Origin of the sequence: Metabacillus sp. FJAT-52054 (assembly GCF_037201815.1) — a bacterium.
GTDB lineage: Bacteria > Bacillota > Bacilli > Bacillales > Bacillaceae > Metabacillus_B > Metabacillus_B sediminis.
The window spans coordinates 2,301,795-2,324,259 of record NZ_CP147407.1; the positions used below are offsets into that span (position 1 = coordinate 2,301,795).

At 43.6% G+C, this 22,465-nt stretch carries 18 protein-coding genes; all 18 read right to left on the minus strand.

All coding sequences use genetic code 11. The features are described from left to right. Positions 1-47 precede the first annotated feature (47 nt). Entirely contained in the window at positions 48-641 is a 594-nt protein-coding gene (locus WCV65_RS12075; protein ID WP_035408817.1) for a DUF1405 domain-containing protein, read from the minus strand. Between the two features lie 71 nt (positions 642-712). After that, a complete protein-coding gene (locus WCV65_RS12080) occupies positions 713-1,480 on the minus strand; it encodes a c-type cytochrome (RefSeq protein ID WP_338776774.1) in 768 nt (255 codons plus the stop codon). A gap of 45 nt (positions 1,481-1,525) precedes the next feature. Further along, a complete protein-coding gene (locus WCV65_RS12085; protein ID WP_035408687.1) occupies positions 1,526-2,200 on the minus strand; it encodes a cytochrome b6 in 675 nt (224 codons plus the stop codon). A 3-nt stretch (positions 2,201-2,203) separates the two neighbouring features. Further along, the gene (locus WCV65_RS12090) at positions 2,204-2,710 is read right to left on the minus strand and encodes a ubiquinol-cytochrome c reductase iron-sulfur subunit (RefSeq protein ID WP_035408685.1); all 507 of its coding nucleotides are present in this window, start codon (positions 2,708-2,710) and stop codon (positions 2,204-2,206) included. Between the two features lie 144 nt (positions 2,711-2,854). Beyond that, the gene (locus WCV65_RS12095) at positions 2,855-3,307 is read right to left on the minus strand and encodes a DUF2487 family protein (protein WP_035408683.1); all 453 of its coding nucleotides are present in this window, start codon (positions 3,305-3,307) and stop codon (positions 2,855-2,857) included. Between the two features lie 106 nt (positions 3,308-3,413). Further along, positions 3,414-9,062, minus strand: coding sequence for a type I pullulanase (pulA, locus tag WCV65_RS12100; RefSeq protein WP_338776779.1), 5,649 nt, complete (start codon positions 9,060-9,062; stop codon positions 3,414-3,416). Between the two features lie 170 nt (positions 9,063-9,232). Beyond that, on the minus strand, positions 9,233-9,772 hold the full coding sequence (locus WCV65_RS12105; protein ID WP_035408680.1) for a ReoY family proteolytic degradation factor: 540 nt from the start codon (positions 9,770-9,772) through the stop codon (positions 9,233-9,235). A gap of 74 nt (positions 9,773-9,846) precedes the next feature. Next, positions 9,847-11,118 (minus strand): tetratricopeptide repeat protein, encoded by a 1,272-nt coding sequence (locus WCV65_RS12110; RefSeq protein ID WP_338776780.1) that lies wholly within the window; start codon positions 11,116-11,118, stop codon positions 9,847-9,849. 15 nt (positions 11,119-11,133) lie between these two features. Further along, positions 11,134-12,030 carry a hypothetical protein gene (locus tag WCV65_RS12115; protein ID WP_338776781.1) on the minus strand — a complete coding sequence of 299 codons (897 nt, stop codon included), beginning with the start codon at positions 12,028-12,030 and terminating at the stop codon, positions 11,134-11,136. A gap of 436 nt (positions 12,031-12,466) precedes the next feature. Then, entirely contained in the window at positions 12,467-13,750 is a 1,284-nt protein-coding gene (gene aroA / locus WCV65_RS12120; protein ID WP_338776783.1) for a 3-phosphoshikimate 1-carboxyvinyltransferase, read from the minus strand. A gap of 11 nt (positions 13,751-13,761) precedes the next feature. After that, positions 13,762-14,865, minus strand: coding sequence for a prephenate dehydrogenase (locus tag WCV65_RS12125; RefSeq protein ID WP_338776785.1), 1,104 nt, complete (start codon positions 14,863-14,865; stop codon positions 13,762-13,764). Positions 14,866-15,222: 357 nt separating this feature from the next. Then, complete coding sequence (gene hisC, locus WCV65_RS12130) at positions 15,223-16,302, minus strand: histidinol-phosphate transaminase (RefSeq protein WP_338782275.1); 1,080 nt, start codon at positions 16,300-16,302, stop codon at positions 15,223-15,225. A 15-nt stretch (positions 16,303-16,317) separates the two neighbouring features. Then, positions 16,318-17,118, minus strand: coding sequence for a tryptophan synthase subunit alpha (trpA, locus tag WCV65_RS12135; RefSeq protein WP_035408664.1), 801 nt, complete (start codon positions 17,116-17,118; stop codon positions 16,318-16,320). After that, complete coding sequence (gene trpB, locus WCV65_RS12140) at positions 17,084-18,313, minus strand: tryptophan synthase subunit beta (protein ID WP_156505822.1); 1,230 nt, start codon at positions 18,311-18,313, stop codon at positions 17,084-17,086. The genes trpA and trpB overlap by 35 nt, the downstream gene beginning before the upstream one ends. Next, positions 18,291-18,944: a phosphoribosylanthranilate isomerase gene (locus WCV65_RS12145; RefSeq protein ID WP_338776787.1), complete on the minus strand. Its 654-nt coding sequence runs from the start codon at positions 18,942-18,944 to the stop codon at positions 18,291-18,293. Before WCV65_RS12145 ends, trpB begins: the two co-directional genes overlap by 23 nt. After that, positions 18,941-19,699, minus strand: a complete 759-nt coding sequence (gene trpC, locus WCV65_RS12150; protein WP_035408659.1) for an indole-3-glycerol phosphate synthase TrpC — start codon at positions 19,697-19,699, stop codon at positions 18,941-18,943. The genes WCV65_RS12145 and trpC overlap by 4 nt, the downstream gene beginning before the upstream one ends. After that, complete coding sequence (gene trpD, locus WCV65_RS12155) at positions 19,692-20,708, minus strand: anthranilate phosphoribosyltransferase (RefSeq protein WP_035408656.1); 1,017 nt, start codon at positions 20,706-20,708, stop codon at positions 19,692-19,694. The genes trpC and trpD overlap by 8 nt, the downstream gene beginning before the upstream one ends. Beyond that, the gene (trpE, locus tag WCV65_RS12160) at positions 20,680-22,218 is read right to left on the minus strand and encodes an anthranilate synthase component I (protein ID WP_338776788.1); all 1,539 of its coding nucleotides are present in this window, start codon (positions 22,216-22,218) and stop codon (positions 20,680-20,682) included. The genes trpD and trpE overlap by 29 nt, the downstream gene beginning before the upstream one ends. Positions 22,219-22,465 lie beyond the last annotated feature (247 nt).

Here is a 22,465-nt window from a genome sequence, read left to right on the forward strand (position 1 = left end):
TAAAAAATATGTAAGGAGGGACAAGATTAGACCACTGGGAATAACCTTTAATGGATATTAAGCTTCCATCTTTTTTCTTTTATCACATACCAGTAGGCAATCCCAAGTGAAAGGATGCTAAGCCAGAATGTAAAATAACCAATCGTTGGCAAATAATCCATCAGCGAGTAATAGATCGGCATTTGTCCGAACACATAATCAATTACATCATTGTGCAATGTCCATACAGCCGCTATGATTAGGTGCCTAAGCTTAAATCGGTAAAACGGAATGTAAAGCAGTCCCTGAATCGCCATCGCCATATGCGAAGCCATCAGCATGTAGCCGGCTGGTTCCAGTTCTCCCGTCGTAATCAGTAAAAGCAAATTCATCACGGTTGCCCATATTCCATATTTAAAAAGGGTGACAACTGCCAGCGCCTCCATTAAAGGGGACCTTTTTCCGAAAAGATAATACAGGATAACAATTGTAAAGAAAAGACTTGCAGTCGGACTATCCGGAACAAAAATCAGGAACTGCGGAGCCGTTATCACAAGCTGACCTGTATACCAATAATACCCATACAGCGTACCAAGCAGGTTGACAGCAAACAATAAAAATAAAAAAGGCTTTCCGGCTAATACATAAAATATCGTCTTCATCTGAACAGCTCTCATTTCTATTAAATTTCACCTTTCTCATCATATAAAAAAGCTGACAGATTGTCAGCTTTTTACTTGGATGAAACTTTTGAAACGAATTCGGAAAGAACCTTTAATTCCTCATCCGTTCCTTTAAATACGCCGGCAGGCATTGCGCCGCGGCCCTCTTTAGCTATTTTGGCAATATCCTCAGGCTTTAATCCGTTATCAACAAGAGATGGACCAGCTGCTCCGCCCTGAAGGTTATCACCATGGCAGGAAACACAAGTCTGCTCCTGGAATACCTTGTATCCTTCTGAGTTCGTATCGATTTTGGCTTCAGCCTGAATTTTTCCCTGCTGCGCTACCTTTTCCCAGTTGGTCGTCGAAACCGACTGCCAGGTCAGGAAAATAATCGCAGCGGTTGCAAGGAGCATCATTCCTACAGTTACAGGTCTCTTTGCAGGCCGGCGCTCAGGACCGGGATCAAGAAACGGAGCAAGAATCAATGCACCAGCCGCAATTCCCGGCATGATCATTGCACCTAGAACCGTATATGGACCGGATGCGTACGTATACTTCAAGAGCTGGTAGAGAAATAGGAAGTACCAGTCAGGAAGCGGGATGTATCCTGTATCAGTCGGATCCGCCACCCGTTCCAGCGGTGAGGGATGAGCAACTGTCAAACATAGAAATCCAATTAAAAAGACCGCTCCAACCAGCCATTCCTTTAAAAGGAAATTCGGCCAAAATGCTTCAGTTTTCCCAGGAAACTCCGAGTAATCTTTCGGAATGTTCGGTTTTCTTACGGCAGGAACACGAGAATCCCCGACGAACTTCATGCCTTTTCCGCGATGCATGAATCCCCCTCCTTTTTAGATGGTTCTGCAGTAGATACTGCTTTTTTAAAGCGGTCCGGATATTCCCTGCTTTCTGATCATCAGAAAATGGGCAGCCATCAGACCGAATAATGCGGCCGGAAGGAAGAATACATGAATCGCAAAGAATCTTGTCAGCGTCTGCGCGCCGACAATTTCAGGATGGCCGGAGAGAAGCACCTTCACTTGAGTACCGATAAACGGTGTGGCCTCTGCTATCTGAAGGCCTACTTTCGTCGCGAAAAGCGCTTTCATATCCCAGGGCAGCAAATAACCTGTAAATCCAAGACCGAGCATAACGAAAAAAATCAGAACACCCACAATCCAGTTCAATTCGCGAGGCTTCTTATAGGCTCCCTGGAAAAACACCCGAAGTGTATGGAGAAACATCATGACAATGACGAGACTCGCGCCCCAATGGTGCATCCCTCTTACGATTTGTCCGAATGCGACCTCATTCTGCAAATAATAGACAGATTCCCAGGCATTTTTAATATCCGGAACATAATACATTGTCAGGAACATTCCGGATAATACCTGAATGACCGTTACGAAAAAGGTTAATCCTCCAAAGCAATAAACAAACGCAGAAAAATGATGGGCAGGGTTGACGTGTTCAGGCACTTCATGGTCGGCTATATCCCGCCATAAAGGAGTAATATCCAGACGCTCATCCACCCAGTCGTAAATTTTATTCAGCATCTGCTACGCTCCTCTCTTCTTGGCTTTACCGAGAAACAAGTAGCCGTCTTTGACCTGCTGTTCAAATACGTCCAAAGGAGCCAGCGGAGGTGTACCTGGAACGTTTTTTCCATCTTTCTCATAACGTCCGTAATGACATGGGCAGAAGAACTGGTTTTTGTTCTCTGGATCCCCATTCCAGCTGACGGTACAGCCTAAGTGTTTACATACTGGCGATAAAGCGATGATATCTCCCTTATCGTCCTTGTAGACCCAGGCAGAACGCGGTTCATCGGATTTGTGCCAAGCATCGACCTGCTTGATTTTGAAATTAAATCGTTTTGGTTCTGCTGTAATTTCATCCACTTTTACCACTTGAACTAAATCCTGGCCTGCAACGGGCCGCAGAACAGGGTCAAGGGCAAAGCGAACCATCGGCATAATCATTCCTGCGGCCATGAATCCGCCTACACCTGTGAGCGTATAGTTAAGGAACTGCCTTCTTGATACCCCATGTTTTCTCTCGCTCATTTTTTTCCCCCTTCTATCCCCTATAGATGAAGTCTGGATGCAAGGTTATAAAAATTTATAGTACTAGGACATTCTAATGATATATCAATCTCTCAAACGGGTCAATATCATCCTTTTATGGAAAAAAGTATAATGATAGTGTTTTCATTTACAATTCCAAAATTGTAATAAAATGTTCATAATTTGCTGCAAATGACTTTCCAGCAGCTGGCCGGTCACTTCACGATCCAGATTTTGGAGCGGAATCGACGGAATCCAGATTACATTTTTTTGAAGATCGCCGCCTGCTGTCTTCCATATTGAATCTGTCGTTAAAAAGACAATGTGCTTAAAATCAGCTTCCGCATCTTTTTTCCACTCCATCAGTCTTATTAATGCATGTTCTTCCTGTGGAAGGTAGGTAAATGGAGGACTTAGCATGATTCTGCCTCTAAGCTGCCTTTCCAGCTCTTCAGACAGCAGCATGGCAAATTCGCCCGCCTGAATATTTTCCAGCATAGAAGGAGCAAGTCCCGCAGGAATCAGTGGAACAACCAGGGTGTCTATGTATTGCTTTTCTTTTTCTAATGCCAGCGCATCATTGGCAGCCCATTTCAAGATGTACACCCCCTTTTAGAAATATTGAGAAGAAAGAAGACAATGGAGACATGCCCCATTGTCTATATATTACACGATTTTTGACAATATTTTTAGAAAATTTTAATTACTTCCATTTCGTTAAAATTACTGTACCTCCTTCAGACCTAGGCGGGATTTTAACTGTTACTTTTCCATCCGGCATTTTTTTATAATCTTTATTGGAGTACAAGTCTTTTACAGACGGAAAGTTTTTATCGGCCATATTCAGGGTGACCTCTTTTATCTGATTGGTCGTATTGATTCCTACCAGGAGCTCCTGCCCCTCATATTTTCTTGAAAATACGAGATAGCCGTCTTTATTGCTGCCGGATACTTTTTCCCTGCTTCCTTTTGCAAAGACTTTAGAATAATGCTTTCTCGTTTGAAGAAGCTTGGCGTAATGGACAGTTAAATCATTCCCGCTAATTTTATTCCATGCCATGTCATAGCGGTTTTCATTGAATTCGCCCTTATCAAAATCCCCGCCGTGTTTACCCGATAGTCCGATTTCTTCTCCATAATAGATGACGGGCTGTCCTTTTGCCGTTATTTGAAGAGATGCCGCAATTTTTTGCTTTGAAATGTCCCCTTTTGCATGGGTGATCAGGAAGCCATCTTCATCATGGCTGCTTAAAAATTGCCCAAGTACCGCTGTGTTATTAATCATCCTGTCGCGTTTTTCAAGATTTGCTTCCGTTTCATCAATCTTTCCTTGTATAAACGAAGCCGCTTCTGATTTGAAGCCAAAGTCAAGAAGGGAATCCATTTGTCCGCTGTTCAGATACCCGCCAGTATTATCTGCACTTGCTCCAAAATTCTCTCCAATCAGCTTGAAATCAGGTTTGATTTTTGTCAGCTCATTTTTGAAAGCACTCCAGGTCGTCTGATCTACGTGCTTAACCGTATCCACGCGGAAGTAATCAATCGTGTCTCCCCGTTTCGTTTTCGCTCTTTCCAGCCAGTCTGTCTGCCACTTGATCACTTGATTTCTCACAGCTGCGTCTTCCGTTTTAAAATCCGGGAGTCCCGCCAGTTCGCCTTTAATGACATCTGTTCCTCCATCCCGGAACATATCTTTAAAGCGAAGGGAATCTTCAATCGTTGGGTAATTGCGGATATTTTTACCGCCGCCATCCTTCAATCCATAGCCGCCATGATTCAGCACCACATCCACCATAATTTTGATTCCTTTATCATGTGCTTTATCAATCAGCTTTTGGAAAGTCTTCACGTCTCCCAAGTGTTCATCAAGCTTAGTGAAATCCTTTGCCCAATATCCGTGGTATGCATATTGAGGGCCCTCTTTGCCCGAGCGGATATTCCAGTCCACATTGTCGACAATTGGTGTGATCCAGATTGTATTGATCCCCATATCCTCCAGGTAATCAAGCTTCTTTGTAATCCCGGCAAGATCACCTCCATGATAGGTTTCAGGATGTTTCCTATCATAGTTTTCTTTATTCGGATCATTGTTCGATGGGTCTCCATCATAGAAACGGTCTGTCAGCATAAAGTAAATCCTTGCTTCATCCCAGTCGAACTGATTTTTGCCTGAACCTGACACTTGAATCGGTTTCACTTCAAGCAGTGCCTGACCTTTATGGGTGTTTCCATATTGATCCTTTACAGTTACCGGCAATTTTTTTACACCTGCTGTGATACTGTCTTTGACAGAAACACTGATTTCGTTCAGAGCTGGGTCAATTGGGGTATTCTCAGAACCGCCTATTGCACGCAAATCAATGGTCATTCCCGTTACTTTAGCATCCTCTCCAGCCGCGGCAGCCACTGAAATCACTGCATTCTCTCTGGATGATATTTTCTTAGGGAATGCGGATGCTGTAACCTTTATTTTAGGCACGACGTACTTAATCATCGATTTACCGTTCTCATCGGTATTATAAGGGTCGCTCATTTCAGTAGTTTGACCATTCTTTGTCACAAGAAAGGTATATTCATAGTTTCCTTCTTTAAGGTCTTCTAGTGTGTAGGTGAAATACTGGTTCTTTTCATCGTACACCATTACCGAAGGTTTACCGTTTATTTTTACCTGTACACGTTCTATCTGATTTTGAGAACTTGTTTCATAGAGCTCCTGATCCCTGTAGATGAAGGTAAGTTTTCCATTTGCAAGAATAGGCCCTTTCACAGGAGGAACCGTTTCAAAGGCTCCGACGCCGCTCGTTACCGTAACTTTCGTAACAGATTGAGATAAATCCGCTTCAATATATCGATCTTGTCCATAGGCGTCTTTCTCAGCCCAGTCTGTTCCCTTTCTTAATACAAAACCAATTTTTGTTGTATCCGGTCCGATTGGGAACTTTGCTACCGCTCCGTTTTCTGTAACCTTGGAGAAACGCTTTTCTCCGTCCTCAACACCTGTTTGCCATGTCCAAATGTTCCAGCCATCATATTGGTTATCTGCTCTCTTATACGTAAATTCTACGAATCTCTGAACATATTTCTTAACTTCTATTGGCTTTTGTGCTGAAACGGATCCGGTTTTAGCTGTAATTACTGCTTTCCCTGCACTTAGCCCGGTAACTTCTCCCGAGGAGGAAACAGAAGCTACCTTCGGATTGGAGGTCGTCCATTCAATTGGCGCTTTTTCTCCCATTACCTGACCAAATTGATTCTTAACCGTGCTTTGAAGCTGGATAGAATTTGATTCATACACTGAATCTTTTCCTTGCAGTTCGATTGATGCCGGCTGCAAGTCAGCTACCGTTACGGTAATGGACTTCTTAAGTGTGCCGCTTGATGCAGTAATTTCAGTTTTCCCTGTCTTTTTAGCTGTTAGTTTACCGCGTGAATCCGTCTGAACGATTGCTTCATCCGCGCTGGACCAGGTTAACGGCTGGTTAGTCATATACCCGCCAAACTGATCCTTTACTTGGGCCTGCAGCATACGTGATTCATTCATATCCATATACAAATTGCCTGTATTGATTGCAATCGAGGATGGAGTCAACGAATCTGTTCTTTCTTCATCATATAAAACCATCATGGAAAGCGGCTGAACATTGGCCTCTGTTCCATTTATTTGCTCAATAACGCTTGTACCTGCCTGTTTATGGTTAACAACCGATTTCCAGCCTGAAGGAGCAGAAGGCAGCGCCACCTTTTTAGATTCTGTATTCGCATTGTAAATGACCACTATGTTTTTCCACTTATCACCGTTGGCATGGTTTTTCAGCTTGTAGGAAACCACATTATCCTGCTTTTGCAGAATTTCAACATTCGCTTCTACCTGCTGTTTCTCTGTCAGTTTGAATGCTGGATGATTATTCCTTAGTTTATATAATCCTTCATAATACGCATTAACCTGATCGAAATCCGACACATCATTCCAATTTATTTGATTGATGGCATCAGGGCTTTTGTAGCTGTTATGATCTCCATACTTCGTTCTGAGCATTTCGTCTCCTGCATGGATAAACGGAATGCCTTGAGAGGTAATGGCTATACCGTTCGCAAGCAGGGACCGCTTTACTGTCTCATTTGCAAGCTCATCCTCTTTGCTGACTGAATGATGCGGGGCAGCAGCTGCTATTGCATCTTCCACCGTTTTATATTTAACCGCATCTTCACCTTGAAGCTTTCCATCTTTTATATTGACAAAGCCTTCTTTTTCTTCAAGGCCTTGTGTCTTAATAATTTTATCCCACAAATTCAAATTGTCATGAGCGGTGACATAGTTGATGGATTCAATCGGTGAATTCGTAAAGTCAGTGATGGAACCTCTTACTCCGGTAATGATTGCTTCTTCTCTGCCTTTTTCACCAGTAGCAAATCCTTTTGACGCGTCATCACTTCCGCCTTTGATCGCTCCGCGGATATTATCATTAAAGACCGCAAATCCCCGGTCCTTTTGGGCCCCTTTTGTCGTTTGGAGACTTTCAGCAAGCGGTGATCCCCCTGCCTGCCATGGTTCCCCGTAAACAAGCATCGTCGGATCCACTTGCTCTTTCAGCTCTTTAGTCAGCTGTTCCATTGTATTGACATCGATAAGACCCATCAAGTCAAAGCGGAAGCCGTCTACCCCGTATTCTTCCGCCCAATATTTAACGGAATCCTTAATATACTTTCTGACCATCGGTCTTTCTGATGCTACTTCATTCCCGGTTCCGCTTCCATTTGTGTAGGTTCCATTGTCGTTGGTTCTGTAAAAATATCCTGGTACAATTTTATTGAAAGGCCCATTTTCAATTTCAAATGTATGGTTGTATACGACATCCATAACAACTCTGATGCCTTTATTGTGCATAGCCTGGACCATTTCTTTGAACTCAAGGATCCTGGTTTTAGGATTGGATGGATCAGTTGAGTAAGAGCCCTCCGGTACATTAAAGTTTTGAGGATCATAGCCCCAGTTAAATTTCGGATCACTTGAAGCAGGATCGTCTACCTTTAATTCATTCACTGTTTTAAAATCATAAGAAGGGAGCAAGTGTACGTAAGTTACACCTAATTTTGCAAGATGATCGATCCCTGTCGGATCTCCATTTCTGTTCTTCGTTCCGGTTTCTGTAAAAGCTTTGAATTTCCCTTTGTTTTTCATGCCTGAATCTTTGTTTATTGAAAAATCTCTGACATGCAATTCGTATAAAGATGCATCAGCAGGGGTTGTTACCTCCGGCTTGTCCATTGGCTTCCAATTGGAAGGATCTGTTTCATCAAGGCTTACGATAGCCGATCTCTGTCCATTGGCACTGACTGCCTTTGCATAAGGATCGACCGCATAGTTCACTTTGCCGTCTGAGAATTCGATTTTGTACATATAATATTTACCGTTTAAATCACCAGGTGCTTCGACAGACCATACTCCATTGTCTGCTCGATTCATTGCTATTTCTTTTCCATTGGAGTGCTGATTAACTGTTCCCTGATCTGTATATGTACCCTGGGTGTCGAACAGGGCAACACTGGCTTTTTTAGCTGTCGGTGCCCACACTTTAAAGTCTGTTTTTCCGAGAGTATATGACGCTCCCAAATCGTTTCCGCTGTGAAAGAATTTTTTATCATCCAGCGCTTTTCTAACGGTTACTTTTCCCGTTCCAAAACGTGTGCTCTTAACTGCATACGCATTTCTAACATCAATTGAATTTGCATCAGCGATTAGGAGCATGACCTGATTGTCTTTCACTTTTTTTACTTGTGCTGCTATTTCCTTGCCATTTGTTTCATCAACCAGTTTAAACTGATTCAGGTCTTCATCTTTTAAGGAATGAGAGGAACTGACTATGATTCGATCAAGCGAATCCATTAATGCTGATGTCAGCCTTTCGCCAACATTTGTTTCTTCCTTGCTGTAGTATACAGCCGGATCTCCCTCAGCAATCCAAGCTTCGGCTGACTGCTGTCCTTCAGGAATTTGAATCGTCCGGGTCATTTCCTGCGAGGTCCAATTTCCAGGTCTAGCAATGACATTGATTTTGTTTGAGGATGCTTCAATCTTGGCTTGGGCAAAACCTTCCTTCACTTCGGTAAAGTCTACTTCTTTGCCATCTTTCCCGTCTTCCCAAACCCATAAGTCCCAATTCAAAGGCTTTCCATCATATCTGTAATAATTTATCGTGAAGCTGTAATTCTGCTGAGTCTGATCTGCCGCCTCCCCTAATGCAACCGTTTGCAATTTGGATTGAGCAAAAACCCCAGGTGTGCTGATGAATGTACTTAGTACAAGCAGCACGGCTAATAATGATGATATGATTCCCTTGAATTTCCCTTTCATTTCCTTCCCCCTATGTTCGGACTATGAAACCGATCGCTTCTGCAAACGGTTTCATTCCTAATTTTCACACGTTAATTAGATAAAATCAATCGCGTGCAGAAAATTGAGAATATTTTACCATTTATAGAAATAGCAAGAAAAAAAGCCCTCAAAAATTGAGGACTTTCAGCTTATTTTAGTGCATTCAGCCTGCTCGTCAAATCCTTGAAAGCATGCTCGTCATGCCGGTCCAGCGCATCGTCAATCATTTGCAGGAGTTTATCCTTTTGGTAAGTTTGGATTGCGCTCTCAAGTACCCGTTCAGCAATGATGCGATCTTTCTCATTGCCGTTAAGGTGCTTGGGCATGAAAGGATTCCCTTCCATTACAGCCGCGTATTGAGGGGATTGATAGGCTGATCTGAAGTTAATTTGAATATAGAGCTCTTCCTCCCGATTCAGCCGAATATCATGAAACGATTTTTCAGCATCTGTCGTCATGACATTTTCTTTGTAGAAACGGAATGGAACTTCTTCCACACAATGAGTAGACATGATGATTCCTCGGGGACAATATTGGGCCTGTTCTACAAAATGGACTCTTTCCATCAGGGAATCATGGCTCATCAGGTAATTCAGAATCCATACACATTCTCTCCGTTTTAGCTGGTAATGGTTTAAAAACCATCTGATAAAATCCTTCTTCTCGTGGACAGAAACAGGGGTCATCATTATCGTTCCCTCCTCTGCAAGAACGTTTCTTTATACTAAAAATTTCAACACAGTGAAATCAAAATCCTGCCTGACTACTGTTTTAATTCGTCTTCCAAATGCATCAATAAGGCTTCAATTTCGACATTCGCAGGGTCAAGAGATAAAATCTTTCTGAATAATTCCATCGCTTTTTGGCGATTTCCCTCTTCCAATAGGAAACGGGCGTATTCTTCAAGGAAATCGGTCTGGTCTTTAAAAAATTTATATGCGCGATCATAATAGTCTAATGCCTGTGAAAAATTTTCGGTTTCATTGTAGCTTTTGCCAAGAAGCCAAAAATACTGCGGATCTTCTTCTTCAAATTTCATCACTTCTGTAAGCAAATCAATGATTGCCTGAAATTGTTCCTGATGAAGATAAATATTGGCCAGAGTAAGAACCGCTTCTGCGTGGCCTGGATCAATGGCCGCTGCTTCACGAAGCAATTGGACTGCCTTATCCGGCTGCTGATTTTTTAAAGAAATCTTCCCGGCGAATAAATAGAGGTCTTTATTAAACTCATCTTCTTTAATGCCTTCCAGAGCCGTTTCCTGGCTTTCCTGCAGCATCCCCTCTTCTTCATAAGCCCTTGCGAGCGGCAGATAAAGAGAAGAGAAGCCTGGATCCAGCTCTTTTAAATTCTCAAGCTGCTGAATTGCGGTTTTTGTCTGGCCTGCCCTCAGTGCAGCCAGCCCGTAGCCGAAGACAGAGTGAGGCTCTATCTTTTCATTGATTGTTTTTTCATAATACGGCATTGCGGCCTCAAATTCACCTGATCCGCTCAAAGCATCGGCTAATCTTTGGTTAATATTGACTCCTGCAAAAACTTCAGCTGAGAGTGCTGCTTTTTCATAATATGAAATCGAGGTTTTATCGTCTCCGCTATGATAATAAAATTCTCCTAGAGCAAAATCAATCAGGGGTTCATCAGGAAGAAGCTTCTTAGCTTCTTTCAGTTTACTTTCACTAACCTCCTGCAGTCCCTGTAGCTGATATAAATCGGCTTGGAGGAGCAATGCCTGCGGATAGGCTGGATCATCCTTTGATACTTGATCGAGAATGGAGATGGCTTCATCTTCCTGTTCCATATCAATGTAGGCTTCTGCCATCAAAAGGGAAATATCCGTTTCCTGAGGATATAAAAGATGTAGATCTGCCAGCAAATCCAAAGCTTTGTCCGGAAGTCCCCATTCATAATACTTGTCCGCAAGAAGAAACTTTTCTTCATCATGCAGGGTAGTCTGAAGCTTGGAAAGATTATTCAATCCTTCCTCAGCTTCTCCTTGTTCTACCAGGTTAATTGCTTCTTCTAAAGAGATTGCCATGTGGCATGTTCCTTTCTATATAAGTGACAGGGTGCGGGCAAATGAGGACCGTATTGAAATGTGCCTTTCTTCTCCTCTGCCAGGATGAAAAAAAATACGATCCAGTGCCTTCACCACCCTGCCTCTGTGGATTGTTATGGTTGGAATATGACTATCATAATCGAGAAGCGGAATCGTTTCAACCGAATCGCTTAAGCAGGTTTTCCGATATAGATTATAATCCACGTCTCCATCAGGCCTGATCAGTCCCTTTTCAGGGTAGATACCGAGTTTCATCAAGTCGGCTGCAGGCAAGGGCTTCAAGGGGGCAAGTGCATGGGGCAAAACAGGAATGCCGATTTTCTTCATAAATTGATACCATTGCTTCTCTGCTTTTGGTTCCTCACTTTTCCAGACTGGAATTATCGTAATTGAATTTAAATATAGAGAATCCCTCAGCATTTGCCAATTAAACTGAGTAAATGGGAGATCAGAGCTGATTTCTGCAAACAGAATGGCAATTCCTTGTTTCTTTAGCTCAAAAATTAAGGTTGGGGTAAGAGCCTTTAACGGACAAGTGACGGCAAGATAATAGTCAGCAGAAGAATTAACAAGGAGCTGCCGACGCTTCTTCACTTTATCTTCAAGTTCACGCTTCCTTGAAACAGAAACAGCGGAAATAATAGCGGTGCATCCTTTTGCTGTGAGGCCAGTCATATGCTGCTTATAAGCTGAAAACGAGTGTCCTTCCTCCATTGTATCCAGGAAGATATATCCTGGAGTCATGATGTATTCCTCCAGATTCATTCGGGGATAAAGGCTGCGTTTTAAATCATCTCTGATCAGCCTGAACCGGTTCTTTTCTACACTGATTGAAACACGCCGCATCTTACCTTCATTCCATAATGTAACTTGATCGATAATATACGCCATCCGTTTCCTCCTGCAGCCCCTTTTAAGACAAGCTATGCGGAGAAAAGAAAAATTATGATCAGAACTAAAGGACAAGCCCTTTGAAGAATAAAGTACTGTTCAAGGTGCAGCGGCCTGTCACTTTCCCGAACTGACCATCAGGCTAATAAACTTATAACCTCAGATCTGGCTAGGCGCTGGATCTGGATAATAGTCCCCTCAGTTGAAGCTTATTTACAAGGACCTATTTTTTAGCTCTGATAAACTTGGATGGTGATTGCCATTAGCAGGCGTTCGCTTATCCTTGCGCGGGCTGCTTGAGCCTCCTCGCCGCTTTGCACAGGCAAGGTCTCAAGCAGCCCGCTGCTCCCAAGTGAGTCTCACGCCTTCCACTCCAATCAACACCATGCTTACTTTAAAACAATAACGAAAGCGGAAGCCAGTGCTCCCGCTTTTGTTATTGACTGACCCGTGCTAAATCATTAAAAAATCCTGGGTATGATACGTTAATCGCTTCAGCCTGTCCCAGTTCAACTGTTTTTTCAGTTAAACAGGCTGCAATAGAGAGCATCATTCCAATCCGGTGATCTCCATGACTGGAAACTTCAACCCCCCCGGTTAATGGTTTTTTTCCGTTGATGATCATCCCGTCTTCTGTCGCTTCAATATCCGCTCCAAGTTTTTTCAATTCATGAACCACTGTATCAATGCGATTGGTTTCTTTTACCTTTAATTCTTCCGCATCTTTAATGATCGTTTTTCCTTCTGCCTGAGTAGCCATTAAAGCGATGATTGGAATTTCATCGATTAATTTTGGAATCAGCTCACCGGATATGGTCGTTCCTTTTAAGTCAGAGGTTTGAATTTCAAGATCTGCCATTGGCTCAAACGAAGCGGTTTCCACTTCGGTTACTTTGATTGCAGCACCCATCTGCTCAAGTACTTCCAATATTCCGGAACGGGTCGGATTGATGCCCACCCTTCTCAATATCAGTTTACTGTTTGGCACGATCGCTCCCGCAGCCAAAAAGAACGCAGCTGAAGAAATATCGCCAGGCACCTCAATTTGAGCAGCTTTAAGCGCCTGTCCGCCTTTAATGGACACGGTTAAGCCATTTTCTTCGACTTCTGCACCAAATGATTTCAGCATTCGTTCCGTATGATCTCTTGATTTATGCGGCTCTGTTACACTCGTTAATTCTCCTTCTGTACGGAGGCCGGCAAGAAGAATGGCGGATTTCACCTGGGCACTTGCTACATTGGATTTAAATGTTATGCCTCTTAAGCTGCCTCCTCTTATGGAGATTGGTGTAAAGTTCCCATGATCTCTTCCGTCAATAGAGACGCCCATTTGCTTAAGAGGCTCTGTTACTCTTTTCATCGGGCGTTTGGCGATGGATTCATCACCAATCAGGCAGGAATGGAAGGGTGTACCGGCAAGCAGTCCAAGAATGAGGCGTGTAGTTGTGCCGGAGTTCCCGACATCGAGAATATCAGCCGGTTCCTGAAGACCTTCAAACCCTTTGCCGTTTACTTCTACATTTGTCCCGTCAACGGTTATGTCCACCCCCATTTTTTTAAAACAGGAAATGGTACTTAAACAATCCGCTCCGTTTAAAAAATTCGTAATAACCGTTTTTCCTTCTGCAACTGAACCAAACATAACGGCTCTGTGTGAAATGGATTTATCGCCAGGGATATGAATTTCGCCCTGTAATCCTGTGCTCGAATGTAGTTTCATGTCATTTCCTCCTAGCCAAAAAACGTTCCGTAGCTTGTGTATTTTGCAATACAATTTTTTGCCCGTTCACGATCTGCTTCCCGTTGAAAGCTAATCCGCAGGACTCCGTTAATATCTTCTCTCGTTTCGATAATTCTAATATTGGTAATGCTTATTTTTTCCTTTGCAAGGTATCCGGTAATTTCTGAAATCACACCAGGATAGTCAGGTACGTCTATATACAAATCATAGAAGGACGGAATGGCTCCCTGCTGTTTGACCGGCAGCCCGTCCCGAAATTCCTTTGCTTCATTAAAATATTGATAAATCGCACTGCTGTCTTCCCATTTAAGAAAATCGCGGACCCGCTCCATTTCCTGAAGCCAGTTATCAAAAAGCTGCAGCATATGTTCTTTATTTTGAAGCAAAATATCACGCCACATTGCCGGACTGCTTGAAGCAATTCTCGTAATATCACGGAAGCCGCCGGCTGCAAGCCTTCTCGTAAGCGGATTTTCTTCTTCGTGCTGAACGGCCTGATGGACAAGCCCGGCAGCGATAATATGCGGGAAATGACTGATTACACCTGTTATCAGGTCGTGTTCCTTAGGATTCATGATGACAAAATTTGCTTTTGTTCCAGCAAATAGGGTTTTTAATTCTTCTATGTATGGAGCATGCTCTTCGCTTGAATCACAGAGCACATAAAATGCATTTTCAAAAAGGTGGGCTTTTGCCGCTGAAACACCAGACTTATGTGAACCAGCCATAGGATGCCCGCCTATAAAAATCATATCTTCAGTAAAAATCTTATTCGCATGAAGGGCAATCGTCTCTTTCGTGCTGCCTACATCCGTAATAATGACTCCTTTTTTCAAAGTCATCTTGCTCAATTGATCCATGATTAGCAATGTTTGCTGAACCGGTGCAGACAGTATGATACAGTCTGCATGCTTTGCACCATCCTCAATTGAGAGAACAGCCTCGTCAATCACACCCAGCGTTACACCAAGCTGGGCTTGTTCAGGTTCAATATCATACCCCGCAATTCTGCAAGAGGGATGTTCTTTTTTTACCGCCATTGCTAAAGACCCGCCAATGAGGCCAAGTCCAATAAAAAACAGATTGTTTCTCATATCGGCACATCCTAACGTAAGGTGAGAAATCTGATGATGATCATTTTAGAAAGCTGCTTTCGCAAGTTTTGCTGTTTTGTCAGGCTGATTTCCGCTCCCGCCAGCCTAAACAGGATTCATTTAAAGAAGCTATTTAAAACAGCAGTCTTTTATAAAAGCTATGAAACCTGGCTGCTGATTTGCTTGCTGCGGCGCGGGCACTGAGCTTCCACCGCGATATCCTCTTTCGGGGTCTCACCAGTCCCGCTTGCTGCCGCAGGAAGTCTCACGCATTCTGCTCCAATCAGCAGGAGTTAAAAACAACATCCCGCTCTAGAAAAGAGTTTTTTTAAAACGCAAAAGAAGCTTCATGCCTCTTTAGAGCATCGTTTTTAATAAATCTATAATTTCACGGTTTTGTTCCTCAGACCCCACGGTAATTCTCAATGAGGTTGGAAACCCTAAAGCGGCACCTGATCTGACAATATATCCGCGCTCAAGCAGCTGCTGAAACAAGCTATTCGCATCACGGCTGAAATCAATCAGGATGAAATTTCCTTCAGAAGGATAGTAGGCAAGCTTCATTTCTTCGCAGAAAGCATAATACTGCTGCAAACCGGCTTTATTTCGGATCCGGCAGCTCTCGATGAATTCCTGGTCATCCAGTGCTGCAAGTGCTGCAGCCTGTGCAATTCTGCTTGTATTAAAGGGCTCCCTTGCCGGCTCAATTTTCTGAACCAGGCTTTTGCAGCCAATTCCATATCCGATCCTTAGTGCAGCAAGTCCGTAGGCTTTTGAAAACGTCCGGAGAATCATGACATTTTCGTACGTGTTCAGTAAGGGAAGCGAATTCGGAAAATCCTCTGCCGTTACGTATTCATAATACGCTTCGTCAAGAACAACGAGCACAGAGGCTGGCACTTTTTCAAGGAATGACTCTAAGCGGCTCTGATCCACATAGTTTCCTGTCGGGTTATTCGGGCTGCATACCCAGACAACCTTCGTGTATTCATCAATGGCAGCAAGCATCGCATCAAGGTCGTGTTCTCCCCCTTTAAGAGGCACCTCTCTGATTTCAGCATTTTCTATGACTGCATTATGCCGGTACTGAGGAAAGGTTGGTGTAGCCATGACCGTATTGGACTGATGATCGAGCAGGGATCTGCAAATGATTTGCACAATTTCATCTGACCCATTGCCAAAAATAAGCTGATTTTTATCCACTCGAAGAAGTGCCGAAAGTTTCTCGCGGAGCTCCGTACTGTATCCATCCGGATAAAGAGCAAGCTGGCTCAGTTCCCTTTCAATGGCTTCCTTTGCTTTAGGGGAATACCCATATGGATTCTCATTAGAGGCCAATTTCACAATATGATTAAGACCGTATTCTCTCTTAACCTCATCAATTGGTTTGCCCGGCTGATAAGGTTTTAAATCAAGCAGCTGGCTTTTTACTTCCATCACAAACACCTCTCCCTAGACAGATTGAACGAATGATCTGGCGAAGGCTTCTACCTTTTGAAGGGCTTCATTGCGGTCAGCTTCAGACAGCAGCTGATCGTGAAGTTCTTCGAGCTTGCGAATGATAGAGCTTCCCACAACAACGCCGTCACCGACTTCATTCATTTTTCTGGCCTGCTCACCTGAGGAAATCCCAAATCCCACTGCAACTGGAATCGGCGAGACAGCTTTTACCTCATTAATAAATTGAAACACGTTTTGATCAAACGTTTTCCGCTCGCCGGTTACCCCTAAAGAAGAAACACAGTAAAGGAATCCGTCCGATGCCTGTGCAATTTTCTTCAACCGGGAAGAAGATGTCGGGGCTACCATTGAGATAAAATAAAGATTTTCAGCTTTGCAGCGGGTGCGGATCCGCTCATTTTCTTCAAACGGCAAATCCGGAATGAGCAGACCATCCACATTATTTTCGCGCATTAAAGCGAAAAAGTTTTCTTCCCCCAATTGTAACACAGGATTGTAATAAGTGAACAGAATGACAGGAATCTCTACTCCATTTTCCCTCATTTGAGGTACAAGTTCCATTGCTTTTACAATATTCATTCCCTGTTTTAGCGCTCTTCCTGAAGCACGCTGTATAACAGGCCCGTCTGCAAGCGGATCAGAGTAAGGAATGCCAAGCTCAATTGCTGATGCTCCTGCTTTTTGAAGAGCCAGGGCGAGGTCAACAGTGGCTTCTGCATCAGGGTCGCCTGCTGTTATAAAAGGAATGAATAGTTTTTTATTTTGATCCAGAAGAGACTGAAAGTAATTCATCTTGATCCACTTCTCCTTTCAATGCTTTCATAAGGGTATGAACATCTTTATCTCCGCGTCCGGACAAGCATACGAGAATGGATTGTTCCGGTGACATCGTCTCAGCGATTATAAACGCCTTCGCCAGCGCATGCGCCGATTCAATGGCTGCAAGCAGCCCTTCCTCTTTAGCGGTCCTGTGGAGTGCATCAAGAGCCTCCTGATCTGTAGCGGAAATATATTGAACTCTTCCTGTGTCAGCTAAATGGGCATGTTCAGGACCGACGCCCGGATAATCAAGTCCTGCTGAAATGGAATACGGTTCAATGATTTGTCCAAATTCATCCTGAATCAGATAGGTTAAGGAGCCATGGATTACACCACTCGTTCCTTTTGTAATGGTCGCTGCATGAAGCGGTGTATCGATTCCCTTACCTGCGGCTTCCACCCCAATAAGTTCGACATCATCATGCAGGAAAGGATGAAACATGCCGATTGCATTGCTTCCCCCTCCTACACAAGCAATCACTTTATCTGGCAGCCCGCCCGTTCTTTCTGCAAATTGCTTTTTGGATTCCTCTCCAATCACTTTCTGAAAATCTCTTACAATCATAGGATATGGGTGGGGACCAACTACAGAGCCAATCATATAAAAATGATCTTCGCAGTGCTGCACCCAGTATCTGATTGCTTCATTTGTTGCATCTTTCAAGGTCTTATTCCCCGAGTGAACAGGCACAACTTCGGCTCCGAGCAACTCCATTCTGAAGACATTCAGCTGCTGCCTTTCAACATCTTCAGCACCCATAAACACTTTGCATTTCATACCAAACTTTGCTGCGACCGTAGCGGCAGCCACTCCATGCTGGCCTGCACCAGTTTCTGCGATTAGCTGATTCTTGCCCATCCTTTTCGCGAGCAGCGCCTGTCCGATTGCATTATTAATTTTGTGTGCTCCTGTATGATTCAAATCCTCACGTTTTAAATAGATGGACGCTCCGCCTATTGATTTCGTGAGATTTTCAGCGAATGTCAGCGCTGTGGGTCTTCCTGAGTATTCCTTAAGAAGATGCACATATTCTTCCTTAAATGCGGGGTCCGCAGCTGCTTCACGGTAGGCATTTTCCAGCTCTTCAAGCGGTTCCATTAACGTCTCAGGAACAAATTTCCCTCCAAAATCTCCATATCTTCCTTTAATGTCCGGATACATAATCAAACACCCTCTTCTCAAAATTTTTCAGCAGTTCTGCATCTTTGCTTCCATTCCGCTCAATTCCGCTTGCAAGGTCAATTCCTGCCGGTTCCGTCCTTAAAAGGTCTTGAACATTATCAGGGGCAACACCCCCAGCAATGAAACACGGTTTGCCCATTTGCTCTGCTTGCTCTAAATACCTCCCGGCTAATGACCAGTCAAAGGCCACTCCCGTTCCGCCCCATGAGCCCTTTACATGGCTGTCAATTAAAAATACATCTGTACAGGGTCCATATTGAGCCATCTTTGTCAATGCAGACTCATCATGCCTGATCGCTTTCCATATTTCCTGGCTGTTCCTTTGTTTAAACTCTTCCAGTAAAGGAAGGGATTCTTCTCCATGAAATTGAACAGCATCTAAATTCAAGATTCGGCATGCTTCCTCAACCTCTTCAAGCGCTGGGTTCACAAAAACTCCAACATGCTTCTTACCGTTTTTCCCAAACTCGTCTATCCATTCTTTTACTTCAGAAGGTTCGGTTCTCCGTTTGCTTTCGGTGAAAATAAATCCAATGAAATCCGCTTTTGACTGGCTTGACAGTCTGTAATCTTCCTTGCTTTTGTTGCCGCAATACTTAAGGAGCGGACGCTTCATTCTGCTTCACCAAACAGAATTCTTATTGCTTGCTCCTGATCCTGATGCCTCATGAGCGACTCTCCAACTAAAACGGCATGTGCACCGAATTCTTTTACTGCATCCAGATCAGCTTTTGTATGAATTCCGCTTTCACTTACTAATAATGACCCGTCTGGGATATAACCGGTAAATTCCCCTGCTCTTCTGATGTCTGTCTGAAATGTGGTCAAGTCACGGTTGTTTACACCGATCAGCTCAGGCGAGATCTCTTTTAAAATTCTCTCGAGAATCTGAACAGAATGGACTTCTACTAAAGCATCCATCCCGCGCTCTTTTGCATGATGATACAGCTCCGCAAGCAAGGAAGGATCCAGCGCTTCTCCAATCAGAAGAATGGCATCAGCACCGATAAGATCAGACTCTTCTATTTGAATGTGATCCACGATAAAATCCTTCCTTAGAACCGGCAAGCTCGTTTCACGCTTTGCAAGACTCAAATAGCTGTTTTCCCCTTTAAAGAACTTGCTGTCAGTCAGCACAGACAAACAGTCGGCCCCTCCAAGCTCATATTGTTTTGCATGAATTTCAGGAGAAAAAAGATCTTTTATAATTCCTTTTGAAGGAGAAGCCTTCTTCACTTCTGAAATCAGTCCGATCGTTCGTTTCGGATTTTTCAGCGCTTGATAAAACGGCCGCTTTGGGAGCTTTTGATCCTCTGGTTTCTGATAGGCAAGGATTTCTGTTTTTTTATGGTCAAGGATTTGGCTAAGCATATTTCTCCTCCTTTTTCATTTGCAGTCTCTCTAGCTGTGCAAGTGCCTTACCGGATATGAGGGCTTGTTTGGATAAGCGGACCCCTTCTTTCAGACTGCCGGAATATCCGGCTGTATAAAGTGCAGCTCCTGCATTTAAGGAAATAATGTCCTTTACGGCTTCAGGCCCTTTATTTTGAAATGCCTGGCATATAAGTGAGGCGCTTTCCTTCGGATTGGCTGCTTTCAAGTCAAGCGGATTCCCGCGCTCCATTCCAAATTCCTCAGGAGATATTGTATACCGTGATATCTCTCCGCCCCTCACTTCCAATACATTCGTTTCATCTGTGATCGTAATTTCGTCAAGTCCGTCTGCTCCCGTTACCAGCAGGGCATGTTCGGTTCCAAGCTCGCATAGCGCTTTAGCCATCAGTTCCGCATAACGATCTGAGAATACCCCAATCACCTGTCTTGAAGCATTCGCCGGATTAGCGAGCGGCCCGAGAAGATTAAAGGCCGTTCTAAACCCAATTTCCTTTCTCGGATTAACTGCATGCTTCATCGACGTATGGTACAGGGGGGCAAACAGGAATCCCATGTGGTTTTTTTCCACTTCTGCCGCTGCCTCCCGAGGGGTTTCCAGAGGCTTGATACCCAATTCTTCCAGTACATCGGCACTCCCGCTCTTGGAGGTGAATGAACGGTTTCCGTGTTTGGCTACTTTCACCCCGAAAGATGAAGCTGCAATGGCAGCAGACGTGGATATGTTAAAGGTCGAGGCATGATCCCCTCCCGTTCCGCACGTATCAACGGCACTCTCCAATCCGTGGATCACAATCATTTTTTCTTTCATCGCCTCAGTAAAGCCGATGATTTCTTCCACGGTTTCTCCTCTTAATCTTAAGATGGATAAAAAACTGGCAATCTGGCTTGGTGTGGCTTGCCCCTCCATGATTTCAAGCATGGCCTCTTTCGCCTCTAGTCTCGTAAAAAATGTACCTTCAACGGCTCGTGATAGGATGTTTTTCATAACGGACCTCCTTGCCAAAATGATCGTTTGCCAGCTCGATTGCTTTAATCAATGCGCTTGCCTTGCTTCGTGTTTCCTCATACTCGCTTTCCGGCACAGAATCAGCAACAATTCCTGCCCCCGCCTGGACATAGGCTTTATTGCCCTTCACCACAGCTGTACGGATGGCAATGCATGAGTCAATGTTGCCATCGAACCCGATATAAGCAATGCTCCCGGCATATTGATTTCTTGGGGTGGGCTCAAGTTCCTGCAGGATTTCCATCGCCCTCACTTTCGGTGCTCCGGAAACCGTTCCTGCAGGGAACGAAGCAAGCAATGCATCAGTCGGATGGATCCCCTCCCTCAGCTGTCCGGTCACTTTGGAAAGCAGGTGCATAACATGGGAAAAATACGTCAGTTCCATATAGTTTTCGGTTTTAACAGAATGATAGGCTGCTACTCTGCCAATATCATTTCTTGCAAGATCAACAAGCATCAGATGCTCCGCCTTTTCTTTATCATCACCGAGCAGGCTTTCTCCCAGGGCAGCATCCTCCTGATCATTTCTCCCCCTCTTCCTTGTACCTGCAATCGGATGAATTTCTAAATGGCCGTTTTGAACATGGATCAATCGCTCAGGAGAGCTTCCCACGATTTCAATCCCGTCTGCTTTTAAATAAAAGAGATAGGGAGAAGGATTAACCTTTCGCAAAATTCTGTATAAATCAAATCCATTTGCCTGGATCGGGACCTCGAATCTTTGGGAGAGGACTGTTTGAAAAACATCGCCTGAAGCAATATATTTTTTAATCTTCTCGACTTTTTCAATGAATTCTTCTTTTTTCATGTTTGATTGGACCTCATCAAAACGAACGTTTGACCTATGATCATAGCTTAAAAACATTTCTTTCAGCGGCTTATTCTCTTCAAGCTCCTTCAGAATGCTATTGATTTTTGCATCTGCTTTTTGATACCTGGAAATGAGCTCTGCCTCTTCTTCCTTTCCATTCAAAAAGGAAAATTCGATAATGTACAGCTGATTCTCGGTATGATCAAATGCTATATATGTGCTGCATACAGCAAGGCTGCATACTGGCTCTGCCGGATTCAATCCGGGATGCTTTTTAACTTTTTCAAAAAGACTGACGGAATCATATCCAATACAGCCAACCGCTCCTCCCTTAAATGGGATGGGAATCTCGGGAAGCTTAATTTGCAGTGAATCATCAAGGTTCTTGAACACATCTGAAAAACTGGAAGACTCATATTTACTGCAGCCGTTTTTGTCCCGGATTGTAAATAGTCCTTGTTTTTCTTCTATGGTAAAGACTGTATTTAACCCGATAAATGAATAATTGGACCAGCTGGATTCACGATCGCTGCTTTCCAATATATAAACTGCCTGTTTTTCTAAAGCATTAAAAATTTGAATGGGAGTTAATGTATCAATTTTGTAGGTGTGGACGACCGGGATTGTCCGGAAGTCTTTTGCATCATGTAAAAATGAGGGTAAATCTGAATGGTTCATTCCTGGTTCCTCCTCTAATTTTGCAGAGGAGAATGGGATGAGTCGGAGGTTTTTTGACCGGCTATGCATTTTGGGTATGCGAAATAATATAAGCATACCGCCTATAACAAAATAAGCCCAAAAACATACATATGTATGTCTTTGGGCAGCATAGTCCGAATCATATACAAGAAAGTGATTCCTCAGCTATACTCATTCATTCTCAGCTACCCTAAACTCTTCTCTGCTCTTGCTCTCAACTAATTAC